The organism is Paenibacillus sp. FSL W7-1279 (assembly GCF_037969845.1).
GTDB lineage: Bacteria > Bacillota > Bacilli > Paenibacillales > Paenibacillaceae > Paenibacillus_AQ.
Window position 1 is genome coordinate 6,371,528 of record NZ_CP150215.1, and the last position, 15,973, is coordinate 6,387,500.

Consider the following 15,973-nt stretch of genomic DNA (forward strand, 5'->3'; position numbering starts at 1 on the left):
TCAATTTCAAGAAAGACTGCAAAGAGGATCTACTTGTCGTCCTTTGGATTGTCTTCTTGATCCTCCACATAATATTTCAGCATCGACAGTTTATTCTCCCAGAAGCGGTCGAAATAAGCCAGCCAATCCTTTAATTCCTTAAGCGGTTCGGCATCCAGCCGATAGCGCGTTTCGCGTCCAACCTTGCGGTCCTGCACAAGGCCCGCTTCCCCCAGAATTCGGAGATGCTTGGAAACGGCAGTCCGCGTCATGGAGAAGTGCCCTGTAATTTCTTTAACCGGCATTTCCTTATCACTTAACAAGCCAAGCAGCTTACGGCGTGTAGGATCTGCGATAGCTTGATAAACATCATGCTTCGGAGCGGCTTGCGACATGGATTAGGCCTCAACGTATCCCGCAAGCTTCTGAACAATGCCTGCCCAGCCGTTGTCCATACGCCCCCGCACGATATCGTGTGCTTCCCCGAACTCGGTCACTTGATCCGCTGTCCATCCGCCGTGAATGAGCGTAAATTCCGTATGATCTCCCTGCTGTACCAGTTCGAACGTAACACTCCAATCCTTGCCCCAGTTAAAAGACAAGCGGTTGGGCTCGTCAATAAGCGTGACCTTGCATGGTGAATTGCCGAAAGGGCCTGCATTCAATTGAAACTCAAAGCCCTCCACCGGCTCAAAATTGTTAGGCATAAACCAGGCTGAAATTCCTTCAGCCGTTGCCACGGCTTTCCACACCTTCTCGATGGGTGCTTTCAGCACCAGCGTATGACGAATATCCGGCAGCTTGCCGTTTGATGCGTTGTCCATATCACATAAACCTCACTCATGTTTAATATTATGAAACCATTTAGTTTCCCTTATTGCATTATAGGACACCAAATGGTTTTACGTCAAATAACAATATTCACCTGTTACCCAATCAGCGCACCCTATTGTCCAGCCTCCCTTAAAGCCTTGTAAACCAGGCAGCTTGCCAACTTCTCATGGCCTAGAGCTCGCTAGGACTGAGCCGGGTAGGTCTTGTTCAAGAAGGCAATCGATTCGCGAATCAGCTGCTTTAGGACCTCCACATCAATATCTGCCACTTTATTAATATACACGCAGCCTTTCCCGGCCGTATGTTTACCGAAACTCGGCAACAGCTCCTCCCGCTTCTCATCGCCCGGCGCAAAATACAGGCTGATCTTCGCCTTGCGCGGCGAGAAACCTACCAACGGCGCATCGCCTTCGTGCCCGGTAGCGTAGCGGTAATGGTAGGAGCCGAAACCGATGATGCTGGGGCCCCACATCTTAGCCGGAAAACCGCTCGTCTCCTCAAAAATCTCCAGCAAACGATAAGCATCCTCCCGTTTTTTCGGCGAATCCACTTGCTCTATAAACTCCACCACGCTGTGATCCGTTTCTTTTGTTTTTTGCTCGTACATTAGGGTTTGACTCCTTTCGAATACTCCTGTTATTATGACCAGCCTTATTAAAAATAAGAAAAACGTCATCGACGTACTTGTTAGAAAACAGACCGTATTTAGCGGAAGCTTTCTTGCAATATAAGGAGGTAAGCCTCTAATGCTACTTATCTCATAAATAAAAAAAGCCGGAGATGATTAGCCATTGATTTCTAATCACTTCCAGCTTTGTCGAGGAGCCGCTCCGGTCTTTATTGACCTGTATATTCTCTTTGCCGTAAAGCCTCGTACATCAGCACCGACGCTGCCATAGCCGCGTTCAACGATTCGGCTTTTCCCGGCATGGGAATACGGATCGCATCGTCCACGAGTTCCGCAACCTCAGGTGAGACACCGCGCCCTTCGCTCCCAATCACGATCCAGCTTGTCCCTTTGAAATCATACTCGAAGCAGGAATGTTTCCCTTCCAGCAGGGTTGTCACCAATCGGGCCCCCCGTTCTCTGGCTTCCGGCAAAATGCTTAGCAGATCGCCCTCCAGCACCGGTAAGTGAAACAGGGATCCCATGGTAGAGCGCAGCGTCTTGGGGTTGTACAAATCCGCGCAGCCGCGTCCCAGAACCACGCCAGCAGCCCCTACGGCATCTGCGCTTCGTATGATGGTTCCTACATTCCCCGGGTCCTGAAGACCGTCCAGAACGATGACCAAACCGTTCTCGCGCAGGATCAGGTCCTGCCATTGACGTGCTTCTTTGCGGACCACGGCAAACACCTGCTGCGGTGACGGTGTATCACTGACCTTCGAGATGACGGCATGAGATACGCCAATCCATTCAGCACCTTGTCCTGTATCCGATATATGACGAAGTTCCTGGGGAATGCCCTTCTCCACATCATACGCAACACACTCGATGTCCACTCCGGATGACAGGGCTTCCTGTACGAGATGAATGCCTTCCACCACATACTTGTTCTGCTTGTCTCGATGTTTTTTCTCCTGAAGCTGTGCCCAGCCCTTCACTCTGGCATTCTGCGGCGATAGTATCTCCATGGTTCATCCATCCGTTCTTTACTTATATATAAAACCGAGTCCCACTCAACCCAGCATACCCGCTTGCGGACAGTTTACTTCGGATAAGCAAGCTCCATCTTCGTTAAGTTATTCTTGTGCCCCACAATAATGAGAATATCGCCTTCCTCAATCCGGTCATCCGGACTTGGAGAAATGTTCATATCCTCATCTCTTCGAATCGCCATGACATTGCAGCCGAATCGTGCCCGAATATCCAGTTCTATCAGATTGTGACCGACCAGATCTCCTGTAGCAAGCATCTCCATAATGCTGTAGTCGTCCGACAAATCGATATAATCCAAAATATTCGGTGACACCAGATGATGGGCAACCCGCAGCCCCATATCCCGTTCAGGGAAAATCACCTTGTCCGCACCGATTTTGTTCAGCACTTTTCCGTGCAGCTCATTCTTCGCCTTCACGATAATGGCCGGTACGCCAAGATCCTTCAAGATCAGCGTAGTCAAAATGCTGGATTGAATATCCTCCCCGATCGCCACGACAACCACATCAAAATTCCGTATGCCCAGCGCCCGAAGCGCTTCTTCATCGGTCGAATCCGCCGATACGGCATGCGTGACCATACTCGCGATTTCCTGAATGCGCTGTTCGCTCGCGTCTACGGCTAATACATCAAATCCCATGCTGCTCAATTCCTTAGCAACACTCGTGCCAAAACGCCCCATACCGATTACTGCGTACTGCTTCTTAGCCATTTATATATCCCCCCACGAGCCTAGGTCATCCATAATCATAATGGTAATAGTATATCATACTGTCCCGAATACTTGAATGTAACTGCCCCGGAACGGGCACATTACACAATGACCCTTTCATAACAAGGAGGAACATGTCCATGTCCATATTGTTAGATCTAAGGCAGGCCGTCATTCATAAAGTCCACAATCAGGACGAAGAAGAGCTGCGCTCCATGATCGAGGGTTCCGTTGACGGGCCTGAAGCTGCCCTGCCGGGACTCGGTGTAATGTTTGAAATGATGTGGAAAGACATGGATGCTACCCAGCAGAACAGTCTTGTCTCTTCCCTCCATGATCATCTAAAAACCGTTACGCCCGGCAACCTTCAAGGATAATCCCATGGTCAACAAAAAGGAACAATCCCCTAAGCTGTAAAGGCTGGGGGATTGTTCCTTTTTGCTGCATATTTATATAACATCACTTACGGAGCGGTCTCAAGAAACTGGGCGGTTGGATTCTTGTCGATGGCGGTTCTCATCGCATACTCATTTTCGAACAAGACAACATAGTTATCCTTCTTGTCTTTGACCAGCGTTGAGTTTATCCGGAACTTGGACGGATCAATATTGTCGTCCACAATCCAGCGGGCGAACTGATACGGCATGCGTTGAAGCTGGACATCAACGCCGTATTCTCCCTTCATCCGGTACTCGAAGACTTCGAACTGGAGCTGTCCGACAACCCCGAGAATGGTCTCGTCAAAACTCACGGTGCGGAATACCTGAATGGTGCCCTCTTCCGTCAGCTGATCAATCCCCTTCTGATACTGCTTATGTTTCAATGCGTTCTTCACCGTTACTTTCGCAAAAATTTCCGGTGAGAATGTTGGAAGCTCATCGAATACAACTTCACGACCTTGACTGAGTGAGTCCCCAATCCGGAAAATGCCCGGGTCAAACAGACCGATAATATCGCCAGGGTATGCCTCCTGCACAATATCTCGATCCTGCGCCAAAAACTGCTGCGGCTGCGCCAGCTTGATTTCCTTGCCTACCCGAACATGCTTCACGCTCATACCGCGTTCGAACTTGCCCGATACGATGCGCAGGAAAGCGATACGATCCCGGTGAGCCGGATTCATATTGGCTTGAATCTTAAATACGTATCCGGAGAACTTCTCATCGGTTGGTTCCACCACACCCTCCGTACTGCGGCGCGGCTCCGGCTTCGGCGCAAGCTGAAGAAAGTTCTCCAGGAAGGTCTGAACGCCGAAATTGTTGATCGCACTGCCGAAAAATACAGGCGTTAGCTGACCCTGCATAACTTTTTCCAGATCAAATTGGTCTCCGGCAACATCCAGCAGCTCGAGGTCTTGACATAACTGATCATGCAGGTAATCGCCTGCCATCTCGCGAATGATCGGATCCTCATAGCCTTCGACCTTCTGTACCTTAATCGTGGAATGGTCGTCGCCCTGGAACAATTCAACCTGATTTTTAACCCGGTCGTACACGCCGCACAGGTCACGCCCGGAGCCGATCGGCCAATTCATCGGTACGGAGCGGATGCCGAGAACCTGCTCAAGCTCCTCCATCAGATCAAACGGGCTGCGCCCTTCGCGGTCGAGTTTGTTGATAAAGGTAAAGATCGGAATGCCCCGCTTCGCACAAACCTGAAACAGCTTGATGGTCTGGGCCTCGACCCCTTTGGCTACGTCAATCAACATGACGGCGCTGTCAGCGGCGGTCAGCGTACGATAGGTATCCTCACTGAAGTCTTGGTGACCCGGCGTATCCAATATATTAATCCGATGCCCTAAATAATCAAATTGCATAACAGACGAGGTAACCGAGATTCCCCGCTGCTTCTCGATCTCCATCCAGTCACTCGTTGCATGCTTGCTCGCTTTACGAGCTTTAACCGATCCAGCCAGACGAATGGCGCCCCCAAACAAGAGCAGCTTCTCGGTCAGGGTTGTTTTACCGGCGTCAGGGTGGGAAATAATCGCAAACGTGCGGCGCTTATCCACTTCCTGCTGCAGTTCATCTATTTGCTTTGCCATTTCACTTATCCCTTCGTAACTAAAGTCATGTATATCATTGTACCACAATTTATACGCAAATCATCCCCATGCGCCATGCGCATGAGGATGATTTTTAACACGTAAATTTTAGAAAATGATCTTAGTTTTTGAACCACACCACATTATCCTCAAGCTGACCGTTTACCGGCCACCAGTGGAATCCGTCTTCCTTCAACAGCTCATCCGCTTTGTCAGGTCCCCACGATCCAGCAGGATACGATTCCAGCTCGCCCTGGTTCTCTCTCCATGCGCTGGCGATACGATCCACGAAGGACCATGCCGAAGCCACTTCATCCCAGCGCGTAAAGTAGGTGGAGTCTCCACGAGCAGCGTCATGCAGCAGACGCTCATACGCCTCAGGAGAATTAATGCCCACGATGCAGCTTTGGCAGAAGTCCATCGCTACAGGAGCGATCTCGGATTCAGATCCCGGCTTCTTCGCGTTAATCTTCACGTAAATGCCTTCCATCGGATTGACGCGAATAACGAGCAGGTTAGGCTCCAGGGAATGCTTTTGGCCCAGGTATACGTTGGTTGGCATCCGTTTGAACTCGACAACCACCTCGGTTGTCTTAACCGGGAGACGTTTGCCCGTACGGATATAGAACGGTACGCCAGCCCAGCGGAAGTTATCCACGAAGACTCTGGCGGCAAAATAGGTTTCCGTATTGGATTCCGGATTCACTTTGTCCTCTTCACGGTATGCCGGCAGATCTTTGCCGCCCACGGAACCGCTCGTATACTGACCGCGAACCACGTTGTTCTTCACTTCTTCATGCGTGGCATACGGACGCAAGGAGCGAAGCACCTTCACCTTCTCGTCGCGGATATCCTCTGCAAGCAGTCGGCTAGGCGGCTCCATCGCAATCATAGTCAGCAGCTGTAGCATATGGTTCTGGCCCATATCCCTTAGAGCGCCTGCATGATCATAGTACCCGCCGCGCTCCTCGACACCAACCGTTTCACCAAGCGTGATTTGGATGTTGGCGATATGCTTGTTGTTCCACAGCGGCTCGAAGAAAGCATTCGCAAAACGTATAACTTCGATGTTCTGTACCATTTCTTTACCCAGATAATGGTCAATCCGGTAGATCTCTTCTTCCTTGAACACTTTACGGATCTCTTCGTTCAGCTTGGCAGCCGACTCCAGATCGTAGCCGAACGGCTTCTCGATCACAAGACGGTTCCAGCCTTCTCCGTCGAGCATACCGCCCTTCATCAGGTTAAACGATACGCTGCCAAACAATTCCGGTGCAAGCGCCAGATAAAACAAGCGGTTGCCCGGTATATTAAATTTTGTTTCCAATTGCTCCGTTTGTTCGCGAAGCTCACGGAAACCGTCAATATTGTTAATATCTAAAGATTTATATTCAAAATGTTGTGCAAATGCATTCCATTCACTATCCTGTTCCGAACTATATCGGCAGAATTCCTGAATTGAACGATACACGTCCTCCCGAAACTCTTCCTGGGTGCGCGGACGCCGCGCCACGCCGATTACCGCAAAATCCTCATCCAGTTTTCCTTCACGATAAAGACTGTAGATCGCCGGAAACAACTTACGTCTTGCCAAATCACCAGTCGCTCCAAAGATGAAAAATACAGCTCCCGGTGTCTTCATTGTATCTAGATTTTGATTTTCAGCCATGGCTCCTCATTCTTTCTATGAATTATAGTGTATTTTTATGCATCGGCACTTAACTCGATGTGATGACATTTTAGCATATTCATTTCAAGTATGCTATCACATTCCGCATTTTTTCATCCGAGTTTCAGAAATCATTTTCAATATTCTATTGTAATGACAGGAAATCCGATCGTTATTCTACTACTTTTCTTCATCGAATCTTCATGCACCGCGATCTGCATATGAATCGGCGTGTCGCCACTCATCACAAAAGCGCCCAGTGAAGGAACCTCATATGAACGGCTTTGTGTTGTGTCATCTGCATAATCCTCAACGGGGCGAAGCGAGAGTTTTTGGGCTACTGCCTCTTCTACCTGAGCCATCGTTCCATCAACGCTAGCCGTCTCCGATGCATATCCTTGAATGGACGCATTCCAGGAGTTCGATATGCCTGCTTGCTTCATCAACTCTTGAATCTGCTGCTGCAGGGTCATCATTTCCCGGGACTGTCCAGCTGCTTCTCCTACAAGCATGGCTCTGACATAACTATGACCCTCCTTCGTGAAAGCCCAGTCCAGATGCACCGATACACCGGAGAGCACGCCTTCTGCTTGGAATACTTCATTTCCCTGAAGCTGGGACGTTGTAATCCCGGAGAGCCCCATTGTACGAGCCAGCTGCTCAGCCGTTGTCTTAGCTTGATCCTTCGATATGGAATTTATCATTTCACCTTGAATTTTTACCGTGAGTATTGCCGAAGGCTCCATATGTTCTTGCCCAAGCGCCGCCAGAAGTATTAGATCGCTTTCTGCTGATTCCCCAGCTCTAGTTATTCCATTGACACCTGTTTCTACCGTTCCGCCCGAAGCTGACGCTTCTCCTGCATGCGGAGCTGATCCGTTTCGATTGCTGTCCGTTGTCCCCGCAAAACCCGCCATCATAGCTGCTGCCCCGCACAGCAACAACATCATCACAATGATCTGTAAACGCATCTTCCGCATGGTCAGTCACGCCTCCCCGTTCGAATCTATCAATCTAGTAAAAGGATGGCCTCGTTACCGCGGATTTATACCTCGCTTTTTAAATAGCTCCTCCATCGGGCTGTATGTAGAGATTCCTTCTTCCCTGCCAATAAATAAAAAAGCTCCCGATCCGGGAGTCTTTAAGCCTGCCTTTCATTGTTATATGGATATGTTTATGTCACGACCATCGCATAAAAAAGAGCCGGCATTCTTTACTCAGCCAGCCCATTTTTATAAGCGTAGATGGCAGCCTGGGTTCGATCCTCTACCCCCAGCTTGCCTAAAATATTCGTTACGTGAAACTTCACGGTTTTGATGCCTATAATCAAATCATCAGCAATATCCTGATTCGACTTGCCCTGCGCCACCAGTCGCAGCACTTCCATTTCCCGGTCCGTAAGGTCGTTATGCGCCGGAGCTTCATTTTGCGGATGCCGGAATCGATTCATCATCTTGGAGGCAACCTGCGACTCCAGCACCGACTGCCCGCGTGCGGCTGCACGTATAGCATCAGCTACTTCAGAAGCACGGGATGTCTTCAATAAATAACTGAACGCACCTGCTTCAATAACCGGATACATCTTCTCATCGTCCAGATAGCTGGTCAGTACAATGACCTTAAGATTAGGAAACTGATTCATCAATTGGCGCGTCGTCTCGATTCCATCCATTCCGTCCATCACCAAATCCATCAGCACCACATCAGGATGATATTCCTGCGCTAAGCGTATCCCTTCCTCGCCGCTGCCCGCTTCACCAACCACCTCGATGCCGTCCTCTGTACCAAGCACAGCCGCTAAACCGATCCGGACCATCTCATGATCATCCACCAGCAGCACTTTAATCGGCGTTTCCATCTACATCCCCCCGTTTGCGTTCTTCGTTTATGAGTGGCACAACGATCTCAATTCGAGTCCCTTTACCCGGTGCTGTTATAAATTGTACCGAGCCCCCGATCTCCGTCACCCGTTCCTGCATCGTCGATAGGCCGTAGGAAGTCTGTTTCTTGTCATCCAATTCAAATCCGATCCCATCGTCCCGCAGCATCACCCGAACGGTGTTCTGCCTGCGGTGAATACGGATATCCATTTTCTCCGCTTTCGAGTGTCTGAGGGTGTTCGACATGGCCTCCTGGATAATCCGGAACAGATGATTTTCGATCCCTTTGAGCAAATGTATGTCATCGTCCATTTCAAACGTAATTTCCATAGGTACTTTGATTCGCAATTCCTTAATCAGTTCACGCAGCCCCTGCTCAAGTGCCTTTCCTTCGAGATAAACCGGCCGCAGATGAAGAAGAAGCGCCCTCATCTCGGACTGGGCCACAGCCGACATTTCCTCGATCAGAGCCACCTGGCGCTGCGCTTTGTCAAAATCCTTATCCAGCGTCCTGCCCACAGCGGTTGCCGTCATCGAGATGGCAAACAACTGCTGAGAAACCGCATCATGGAGCTCGCGCGCCAGACGCTGCCTCTCTTCCACAATCGCCGTAACCCTGGCCTGCTCGGCAAGCTGGGCATTGTTCGTAGATAACCGCTGCAAGGAAGACACCTGATCCTCCCAGCGTTTGCTGATCTTCACCAGCTGTTCTCCAAGCCGGCCCACTTCGTCTTCGCCGATGTCCGGCATGACGTCCGTAAGGCTGCCTTTTTCCCAGTTCACCAGCGTTTCCCTCACAAGATCGACCCGTCGTTTTACCCGGTATCCCTGGAAGAAGCCATAGATCGCACCCAGCCCGATCGGCAGCAATACGATGGTAATGCCGGCTTCGATCCGGTTCTTCCACGTCTCAAACGGTTGAAGATAACCATATGTATATAATAAATATAGGACAACGAGCATGACAACCAATCCCAGAAGGGTCCCCTCACGCATACTTCGGGTAATCATATTTGCTTTCTTTTCCGTTTCCACGGGGCAACCCTCCTGAATGGTTTACACAAAACTTACGTTTATTATGTCATTCTTATATTCAAATCTCCGCCCAAATAAGAAACAATAAATTTCACTTTATATTCACTGGTCTCATAATTGGGTGATTTATACCGCACGCGGTTTAATATGCCGGTTTCCTTCCGGTCGTCCATATGAATGGAGCCAAACAGGATGGATGCTTCGATCTCCACCCCATAGTAGTCCGGAATCATCAGATCAATATCCCCCAGCATCCCATGGAACATCAGGACCGTTTGGCGTTCCTCCGGAAGGGCCAAGGACAGATCCACATCCGCCTCTCCCAGCACATGCCACACACTCAGACTGCGCATCACCCACGGAGCCCGGTCCCAATCAAAGTTGGACATAAAGTTCTGCTTCTGAATGTATTTCGTCGTGGTATGAGCTCGTTTGGACTTGCCATAAAAAATACCTAGCGATATCAAGCTGATGCCGATAATCAACATGAGATGCTCCAGCAGCAGCAGTACGGCACCTACTCCGAGCAGAATGTATCCCTTCTTCACATGTCCATGCCTGATCTGAAGGACACCTGCAAACATGAGTAACAGGGCGACAATGGTGAAGAAACCAAACCATCGGCCGAAAAGCAAAATAAAACCCAAGCTGATTAAACCAACTGCTATCCAGCGGTTTCTGTCCATGTCGCACCTCCTTGATGGCCAAGATATAAGCTCGGAAAAGCCATATCAGTGAGACGTTCCCCACTGTATGGCTTTTCCTGTACTATACGACAATCTCATTCGTATAGCATATCATATGAACATGGTGTTCGAATACGGTTTAATACTATTTTGCTGACTTGCTAAGGAATTACTCGGACTTCGAAGAATTCCCCATTTTGTTTTTCAAAGCTTGCAGCTGCTCATCCACCTTCAATTGCTTCTCAGCGTCCACGGGGCTTGTGTATACTGCGTTGTTAGGACGGTATGGGGCGCGAAGCACATCAGCTTCTGCTTCCATTTGCATGATTTTCTCCTCCATGCGATGGAAGCCCATCGAAGCACTGCCGCTTTCGATCGTGTGCAAGCTGCTCACTTGAGACATTTGCTTCTTCGCTTTAGCCATTTGAGCGCGGGCTACAAGCTCATTGCGCTTGTTGCGCATTTTGTAGAACTCGTCTTTCATTTCATGCAGCTGAGCTACAAGCTCTTTTGCTTGAGTCTCGGATTGCAGGTGCAATTCCACGTACTCGGTTTCTTTTTGATCGAAATAGATTTTTTCTTCCAGCAGCTTGCGAGCCACTTCTTCTTGACCATTCTTCAGAGCCAATTCAGCTTGAGCTTCACGTTGTGCCGCCATCTTCACAGCCTCATCGACGCGCTGCTTCATACGACGCTCATTAGCCATTTGCTTCGCAACCGTTACCTCTGCCTCATGAATTTCTGCCTCCATGTCGCGCAGGTACTGGTTCAACATTACGATCGGATCCTCTACTTTATCCAGCAGTTCATTCACCGATGCTTTCGTCATATCCTTAATTCTTTTAAATACTCCCATGTTATTTATCTCCCTTCTCATAGTTCGAAAGTTTTTTCTTCAATTCTTCGATTTCTTTTTGCATTGCTTTTCTTTCAATATCCTTCATCATCGCATCCAGATCGGAATCCGTTGACGCGTTGTTTCTTGTACCATTGGGACGGTCATATTTGGGACCAAAGCTACTATGCTCATTAGGATAGCCTTGACGTCCATAAGAATCATTATAGCTGTTGTAGCCTGGTCCAGGGCCCGGATGATCGTTGTAACGGTATCCGCCGCCATGTCTGCCCTGTGGACCATACGGATCGTGATAATACGGCTCCTTAGGTACTACAAGGGATGCAATCAGATAGATCAACAGCGTTGTACCGCCTGTGAAAAAGATACTGACTACAAATATGATTCTAAGTAGGGTAGATTCGACTCCGAAATGATCGGATATACCGCCGATCAACCCTGTGAACATTTTGTCTCGGGTGGAACGGTACAATCTAGTCATGGTTACTCCTTTCCGCTGTTATTCAGCTTTTGCTTCAGGCGGGCAAGTTCTTTTTCTAATACAGTGGAGACCGATTCACCAGCCTGTTCCATGTATTCCTGCCCCATGCGGCGTAAATCGCGAAGACTTCTGGCTTCCAGTTCCCAGTCGCTGATACGGTCTTCGAGGCGATTGAACATCTTCGGTACGTCATGACCGCCGCCGTAGGAGCCCGTACGTTCATTCATTTTCTGCTGAAGACGAAGGGTTTCCACTCGGGCAACATAATATTGACGCTTGCTGTATACCGTCTGATATTCCATCCGCAGCTCGCCGAGCTGCTCCTCGATTTCTTTTAGCGACTCCAGGCTTGAGGACAACAGGCCTTGATACTGCTCGATCTTTTCCTCATAGATCAGTTTTTCCTGCAATGCCAGCTTGGCAAGATGTTCTTCGCCGGCCTTCAGTGCAAGCAGTGCCTGCTCTTCGCGTTTATATCGCATGGATTCGGCTTGATCCACCTGCTGCTTCAGCTGTCTGGAATGTACTTGGCATTGCTGCTGCAGCTTCTCAGCCTCAGCAATGTCCTGTCTGGTTGAATGTAGGAACTGGTCGATCAATCGAACCGGATCCTGGCTCTGCTCGAGCTTTTCATTCAATGTTGCTACGGTTATGTCTCTTATCCGCCGGAAAACACTCATATTGGCTTAGCCCTCCTCATCTATCATGATCTGTTGTTCATGCATGTTATTTAATGTAGTGGTTTTTATCAATAACGGGGTCTACCATTCTTCAATCGGGACAACCCGTAGATGATCAAGATAATTCCAAAGATCGGACCGATCAGCCAAGACAGTTTACCCATCAACCAGATCACACCGATACCGAGAATAACCCATCCCATCAAGGTGTTACCTCTCCGGATCCCGTAGTATCCCAAAGCGACCATCAGGATTGGAATTAGAAGACTGAACAACCACCCAAGCAGAGGACCGAATACTCCAAGGAGAACCAAGATCCCTACACCAATCAACAGGATACTCATTCCATTTCCTTTTGAATTTCTCATTTATACACCGCCTTTCTGTTGTTTGATCGTTGTTTCTTTTGTTCAACCTTATGACTCTATTCTAGGTAATTTTGAGTTTCGCTAAAACGGCCTGGGGACGGTTTTTGAACCTAGACCTAAGGCGGGGCCTTCTACAGACCTACGTCCAACCCTGCACTGGATCGATTAATCGAAGGGTTTGCTTGTATAGATGAATCCGGCTGGATCATCTTTGTTTTACCTATAAAGAACGTGGTTTCTAATGATAGTTTAGTTTAAGGAGTGTAGCTTGAAGAAGATCTGAAGGTGATAGAAAAGCCCCCTGTAAAGGTAACTGGAGAGATAGCATGCAGAATGGAGTCTAATATTTAAATCACGAAGCAGCAATCGATGTAGATGCAACGAAAAAAGGAATGCAGACGATAAACGTCTGCATTCCTTTTGGATGATGCCGGTGAAGGGACTCGAACCCCCACGGTTTCCCTCACGATTTTGAGTCGCGCGCGTCTGCCAATTCCGCCACACCGGCTTACATTATGGCGTGCCCTAAGAGATTCGAACTCCTGACCTTTTGATTCGTAGTCAAACGCTCTATCCAGCTGAGCTAAGGGCACATAAGTTTGTAATGGAGGCGCCACCCAGATTCGAACTGGGGATAAAGCTTTTGCAGAGCTGTGCCTTACCACTTGGCTATGGCGCCAGAAATAAAAATGGAGCGGACGACGGGAATCGAACCCGCGACCCTCGCCTTGGCAAGGCGATGCTCTACCGCTGAGCCACGTCCGCAAACATAAAAATCAATGGCTGGGGATATAGGATTCGAACCTATGCATGACGGAGTCAAAGTCCGTTGCCTTACCGCTTGGCTAATCCCCAATATGATTTTGTAATATGGGGCGATCGAGGGGAATTGAACCCCCGAGTGCCGGAGCCACAATCCGGTGCGTTAACCACTTCGCCACGACCGCCATATTAAAACACTGTGATACGATTGGCAGGGGCAGCAGGAATTGAACCCACACTAACGGTTTTGGAGACCGCTGTTCTACCTTTAAACTATGCCCCTAAAAACTGGTGGAGGATGATGGATTCGAACCACCGAACTCGAAGAGAGCAGATTTACAGTCTGCCGTGTTTAGCCACTTCACTAATCCTCCAGAATGGTGCCGGCGAGAGGACTTGAACCCCCAACCTACTGATTACAAGTCAGTTGCTCTACCAATTGAGCTACACCGGCATATAAAGTTATAAAACGTACATGGTGGCTCGGGACGGAATCGAACCGCCGACACGAGGATTTTCAGTCCTCTGCTCTACCGACTGAGCTACCGAGCCTTAAAGCTCTTCGCGAACTTTGACGGAACCCATATCGGATACTCATCTCATCCCAAAGTTGTAAATAATGGCGGAACTGACGGGATTCGAACCCGCGATCTCCTGCGTGACAGGCAGGCATGTTAGGCCTCTACACCACAGTTCCACGAGGCATTATCGCTATCGCGATATAAATTGGTTGCGGGGGCAGGATTTGAACCTACGACCTTCGGGTTATGAGCCCGACGAGCTACCGAACTGCTCCACCCCGCGTCATTAAAAGGGTTGATTGTATGGGGTCCCCGAAAAGTAATCGGAATTACCTACGAAGCATGTGCTTCACTTTTTGGGGATAAATCATGGTGGAGGCTGAGGGGATCGAACCCCCGACCCTCTGCTTGTAAGGCAGATGCTCTCCCAGCTGAGCTAAGCCTCCGTAACAAAGCGACTTTTATCATATCAAAATCTGATATAAGAAGCAAGTGTTTTTTTAAGAAAGTGGTGACCCGTAGGGGATACTCTCACTTCGTTCGAGACTGCGAAGTCTTTGCTTACGAAGTTATTCTCCGACGAACCGACGGGATTCTCATCCCCTGATGCAATTAAGAAAGTGGTGACCCGTAGGGGATTCGAACCCCTGTTACCTCCGTGAAAGGGAGGTGTCTTAACCCCTTGACCAACGGGCCTTGCTTAAAATAATAGTGGCGGAGAGAGAGGGATTCGAACCCTCGAGACGCTTTTGGCGCCTACACGATTTCCAATCGTGCTCCTTCGGCCAACTCGGACACCTCTCCATAAATGGCTCCCCGAACAGGACTCGAACCTGTGACAACTCGATTAACAGTCGAGTGCTCTACCAACTGAGCTATCAGGGAACAATATTCAATTCAAGTGCTTGATCACCTGAAAACTAGATACGAAACGATCTTTGCGTTGATTAGAATCCGTAGCATTCACCCGATGTGGTATCGGGGTCCCCGAAAAGTATTCGGTGTCAGCTTCAAAGCTTCACTTCACTTTTTGGGGTGATTTGGATAAGCCCTCGACCGATTAGTATTGGTCAGCTCCATGCATTGCTGCACTTCCACCTCCAACCTATCTACCTCGTCGTCTTCAAGGGGTCTTACTAGTTGGGAAATCTCATCTTGAGGGGGGCTTCACGCTTAGATGCTTTCAGCGCTTATCCCGTCCGTACGTAGCTACCCAGCCATGCTCCTGGCGGAACAACTGGTGCACCAGCGGTACGTCCATCCCGGTCCTCTCGTACTAAGGACAGCTCCTCTCAAATTTCCTACGCCCACGACAGATAGGGACCGAACTGTCTCACGACGTTCTGAACCCAGCTCGCGTACCGCTTTAATGGGCGAACAGCCCAACCCTTGGGACCTACTTCAGCCCCAGGATGCGATGAGCCGACATCGAGGTGCCAAACCTCCCCGTCGATGTGGACTCTTGGGGGAGATAAGCCTGTTATCCCCAGGGTAGCTTTTATCCGTTGAGCGATGGCCCTTCCATGCGGTACCACCGGATCACTAAGCCCGACTTTCGTCCCTGCTCGACTTGTAGGTCTCGCAGTCAAGCTCCCTTATGCCTTTGCACTCTTCGAATGATTTCCAACCATTCTGAGGGAACCTTGGGGCGCCTCCGTTACTCTTTAGGAGGCGACCGCCCCAGTCAAACTGCCCGCCTGACACTGTCCCCGTACCGGATCACGGTACCAGGTTAGAACCTAGATACGATCAGGGTGGTATCCCAACGTCGCCTCCACACAAGCTGGCGCTCATGCTTCAAAGGCT

Annotated in this window: 16 protein-coding genes, 16 tRNA genes and 1 rRNA gene (1 of these 33 only partly in view); 1 reads left to right on the top strand and 32 read right to left on the bottom strand. The window is 49.4% G+C overall.

Annotated elements, in window-relative coordinates; all coding sequences use genetic code 11:
* Positions 1-29: 29 nt before the first annotated feature.
* The 5 genes from MKY82_RS28900 to MKY82_RS28920 form a co-directional block, all read right to left on the bottom strand.
* Complete coding sequence (locus MKY82_RS28900) at positions 30-374, bottom strand: metalloregulator ArsR/SmtB family transcription factor (protein ID WP_216530832.1); 345 nt, start codon at positions 372-374, stop codon at positions 30-32.
* A 3-nt stretch (positions 375-377) separates the two neighbouring features.
* Positions 378-803: an SRPBCC domain-containing protein gene (locus MKY82_RS28905; RefSeq protein ID WP_194544562.1), complete on the bottom strand. Its 426-nt coding sequence runs from the start codon at positions 801-803 to the stop codon at positions 378-380.
* A gap of 191 nt (positions 804-994) precedes the next feature.
* Positions 995-1,420, bottom strand: a complete 426-nt coding sequence (locus MKY82_RS28910) for a DUF1801 domain-containing protein (RefSeq protein ID WP_194544563.1) — start codon at positions 1,418-1,420, stop codon at positions 995-997.
* A gap of 230 nt (positions 1,421-1,650) precedes the next feature.
* Positions 1,651-2,448 (bottom strand): RNA methyltransferase, encoded by a 798-nt coding sequence (locus MKY82_RS28915; RefSeq protein ID WP_194544564.1) that lies wholly within the window; start codon positions 2,446-2,448, stop codon positions 1,651-1,653.
* A 74-nt stretch (positions 2,449-2,522) separates the two neighbouring features.
* The gene (locus MKY82_RS28920) at positions 2,523-3,185 is read right to left on the bottom strand and encodes a TrkA family potassium uptake protein (RefSeq protein ID WP_194544565.1); all 663 of its coding nucleotides are present in this window, start codon (positions 3,183-3,185) and stop codon (positions 2,523-2,525) included.
* A gap of 140 nt (positions 3,186-3,325) precedes the next feature.
* On the opposite strand from MKY82_RS28920, the gene sspI reads away from it, so the two are divergent.
* A complete protein-coding gene (sspI, locus tag MKY82_RS28925) occupies positions 3,326-3,562 on the top strand; it encodes a small acid-soluble spore protein SspI (protein WP_071222357.1) in 237 nt (78 codons plus the stop codon).
* Positions 3,563-3,648: 86 nt separating this feature from the next.
* Here the strand turns inward: sspI and MKY82_RS28930 are convergent, their stop codons facing one another.
* From MKY82_RS28930 to MKY82_RS29060, 27 genes are all read right to left on the bottom strand, one after another.
* Positions 3,649-5,229, bottom strand: a complete 1,581-nt coding sequence (locus MKY82_RS28930; protein ID WP_071222356.1) for a peptide chain release factor 3 — start codon at positions 5,227-5,229, stop codon at positions 3,649-3,651.
* A 121-nt stretch (positions 5,230-5,350) separates the two neighbouring features.
* Positions 5,351-6,898: a glucose-6-phosphate dehydrogenase gene (gene zwf, locus MKY82_RS28935; RefSeq protein WP_339294895.1), complete on the bottom strand. Its 1,548-nt coding sequence runs from the start codon at positions 6,896-6,898 to the stop codon at positions 5,351-5,353.
* A 137-nt stretch (positions 6,899-7,035) separates the two neighbouring features.
* Complete coding sequence (locus MKY82_RS28940; protein WP_339294896.1) at positions 7,036-7,878, bottom strand: YwmB family TATA-box binding protein; 843 nt, start codon at positions 7,876-7,878, stop codon at positions 7,036-7,038.
* 233 nt (positions 7,879-8,111) lie between these two features.
* Positions 8,112-8,756 (bottom strand): response regulator transcription factor, encoded by a 645-nt coding sequence (locus MKY82_RS28945; RefSeq protein ID WP_006212655.1) that lies wholly within the window; start codon positions 8,754-8,756, stop codon positions 8,112-8,114.
* Entirely contained in the window at positions 8,740-9,813 is a 1,074-nt protein-coding gene (locus tag MKY82_RS28950; protein ID WP_071222353.1) for a sensor histidine kinase, read from the bottom strand. The genes MKY82_RS28945 and MKY82_RS28950 overlap by 17 nt, the downstream gene beginning before the upstream one ends.
* Positions 9,814-9,854: 41 nt before the next feature.
* Complete coding sequence (gene liaF, locus MKY82_RS28955) at positions 9,855-10,499, bottom strand: cell wall-active antibiotics response protein LiaF (RefSeq protein ID WP_194544568.1); 645 nt, start codon at positions 10,497-10,499, stop codon at positions 9,855-9,857.
* A gap of 169 nt (positions 10,500-10,668) precedes the next feature.
* Positions 10,669-11,355, bottom strand: coding sequence for a PspA/IM30 family protein (locus MKY82_RS28960; protein ID WP_071222351.1), 687 nt, complete (start codon positions 11,353-11,355; stop codon positions 10,669-10,671).
* 1 nt (position 11,356) lies between these two features.
* Entirely contained in the window at positions 11,357-11,836 is a 480-nt protein-coding gene (locus tag MKY82_RS28965) for a PspC domain-containing protein (protein WP_071222350.1), read from the bottom strand.
* 2 nt (positions 11,837-11,838) lie between these two features.
* The gene (locus MKY82_RS28970) at positions 11,839-12,516 is read right to left on the bottom strand and encodes a PspA/IM30 family protein (RefSeq protein ID WP_071222349.1); all 678 of its coding nucleotides are present in this window, start codon (positions 12,514-12,516) and stop codon (positions 11,839-11,841) included.
* A 68-nt stretch (positions 12,517-12,584) separates the two neighbouring features.
* Positions 12,585-12,884 (bottom strand): hypothetical protein, encoded by a 300-nt coding sequence (locus tag MKY82_RS28975; protein ID WP_071222348.1) that lies wholly within the window; start codon positions 12,882-12,884, stop codon positions 12,585-12,587.
* Positions 12,885-13,312: 428 nt separating this feature from the next.
* A tRNA-Leu gene (locus MKY82_RS28980) sits at positions 13,313-13,392 on the bottom strand.
* An 8-nt stretch (positions 13,393-13,400) separates the two neighbouring features.
* Positions 13,401-13,477: transfer RNA gene (locus tag MKY82_RS28985), tRNA-Arg, on the bottom strand.
* Positions 13,478-13,489: 12 nt separating this feature from the next.
* Positions 13,490-13,563 (bottom strand) — tRNA-Cys (locus MKY82_RS28990).
* 11 nt (positions 13,564-13,574) lie between these two features.
* Positions 13,575-13,649 (bottom strand) — tRNA-Gly (locus MKY82_RS28995).
* Between the two features lie 15 nt (positions 13,650-13,664).
* Positions 13,665-13,739: transfer RNA gene (locus MKY82_RS29000), tRNA-Gln, on the bottom strand.
* 16 nt (positions 13,740-13,755) lie between these two features.
* Positions 13,756-13,831: transfer RNA gene (locus MKY82_RS29005), tRNA-His, on the bottom strand.
* 24 nt (positions 13,832-13,855) lie between these two features.
* Positions 13,856-13,929: transfer RNA gene (locus tag MKY82_RS29010), tRNA-Trp, on the bottom strand.
* A gap of 6 nt (positions 13,930-13,935) precedes the next feature.
* Positions 13,936-14,020 (bottom strand) — tRNA-Tyr (locus MKY82_RS29015).
* Between the two features lie 4 nt (positions 14,021-14,024).
* Positions 14,025-14,100: transfer RNA gene (locus MKY82_RS29020), tRNA-Thr, on the bottom strand.
* A 22-nt stretch (positions 14,101-14,122) separates the two neighbouring features.
* Positions 14,123-14,198, bottom strand: a tRNA-Phe gene (locus tag MKY82_RS29025).
* Positions 14,199-14,266: 68 nt separating this feature from the next.
* Positions 14,267-14,343: transfer RNA gene (locus MKY82_RS29030), tRNA-Asp, on the bottom strand.
* Between the two features lie 30 nt (positions 14,344-14,373).
* A tRNA-Met gene (locus MKY82_RS29035) sits at positions 14,374-14,450 on the bottom strand.
* 87 nt (positions 14,451-14,537) lie between these two features.
* Positions 14,538-14,613: transfer RNA gene (locus MKY82_RS29040), tRNA-Val, on the bottom strand.
* Positions 14,614-14,788: 175 nt separating this feature from the next.
* Positions 14,789-14,863 (bottom strand) — tRNA-Glu (locus MKY82_RS29045).
* Between the two features lie 16 nt (positions 14,864-14,879).
* Positions 14,880-14,971 (bottom strand) — tRNA-Ser (locus MKY82_RS29050).
* A 5-nt stretch (positions 14,972-14,976) separates the two neighbouring features.
* Positions 14,977-15,052: transfer RNA gene (locus MKY82_RS29055), tRNA-Asn, on the bottom strand.
* 155 nt (positions 15,053-15,207) lie between these two features.
* Positions 15,208-15,973, bottom strand: a 23S ribosomal RNA gene (locus MKY82_RS29060) (it continues 2,161 nt past the right edge of the window).

Coding starts and splice junctions, on each gene's coding strand:
- MKY82_RS28900 (WP_216530832.1), bottom strand. CDS start 374: ATGTCGCAAGCCGCTCCGAAGCATGATGTTTATCAAGCTATCGCAGAT.
- MKY82_RS28905 (WP_194544562.1), bottom strand. CDS start 803: ATGGACAACGCATCAAACGGCAAGCTGCCGGATATTCGTCATACGCTG.
- MKY82_RS28910 (WP_194544563.1), bottom strand. CDS start 1,420: ATGTACGAGCAAAAAACAAAAGAAACGGATCACAGCGTGGTGGAGTTT.
- MKY82_RS28915 (WP_194544564.1), bottom strand. CDS start 2,448: ATGGAGATACTATCGCCGCAGAATGCCAGAGTGAAGGGCTGGGCACAG.
- MKY82_RS28920 (WP_194544565.1), bottom strand. CDS start 3,185: ATGGCTAAGAAGCAGTACGCAGTAATCGGTATGGGGCGTTTTGGCACG.
- sspI (WP_071222357.1), top strand. CDS start 3,326: ATGTCCATATTGTTAGATCTAAGGCAGGCCGTCATTCATAAAGTCCAC.
- MKY82_RS28930 (WP_071222356.1), bottom strand. CDS start 5,229: ATGGCAAAGCAAATAGATGAACTGCAGCAGGAAGTGGATAAGCGCCGC.
- zwf (WP_339294895.1), bottom strand. CDS start 6,898: ATGGCTGAAAATCAAAATCTAGATACAATGAAGACACCGGGAGCTGTA.
- MKY82_RS28940 (WP_339294896.1), bottom strand. CDS start 7,878: ATGCGGAAGATGCGTTTACAGATCATTGTGATGATGTTGTTGCTGTGC.
- MKY82_RS28945 (WP_006212655.1), bottom strand. CDS start 8,756: ATGGAAACGCCGATTAAAGTGCTGCTGGTGGATGATCATGAGATGGTC.
- liaF (WP_194544568.1), bottom strand. CDS start 10,499: ATGGACAGAAACCGCTGGATAGCAGTTGGTTTAATCAGCTTGGGTTTT.
- MKY82_RS28960 (WP_071222351.1), bottom strand. CDS start 11,355: ATGGGAGTATTTAAAAGAATTAAGGATATGACGAAAGCATCGGTGAAT.
- MKY82_RS28965 (WP_071222350.1), bottom strand. CDS start 11,836: ATGACTAGATTGTACCGTTCCACCCGAGACAAAATGTTCACAGGGTTG.
- MKY82_RS28970 (WP_071222349.1), bottom strand. CDS start 12,516: ATGAGTGTTTTCCGGCGGATAAGAGACATAACCGTAGCAACATTGAAT.
- MKY82_RS28975 (WP_071222348.1), bottom strand. CDS start 12,884: ATGAGAAATTCAAAAGGAAATGGAATGAGTATCCTGTTGATTGGTGTA.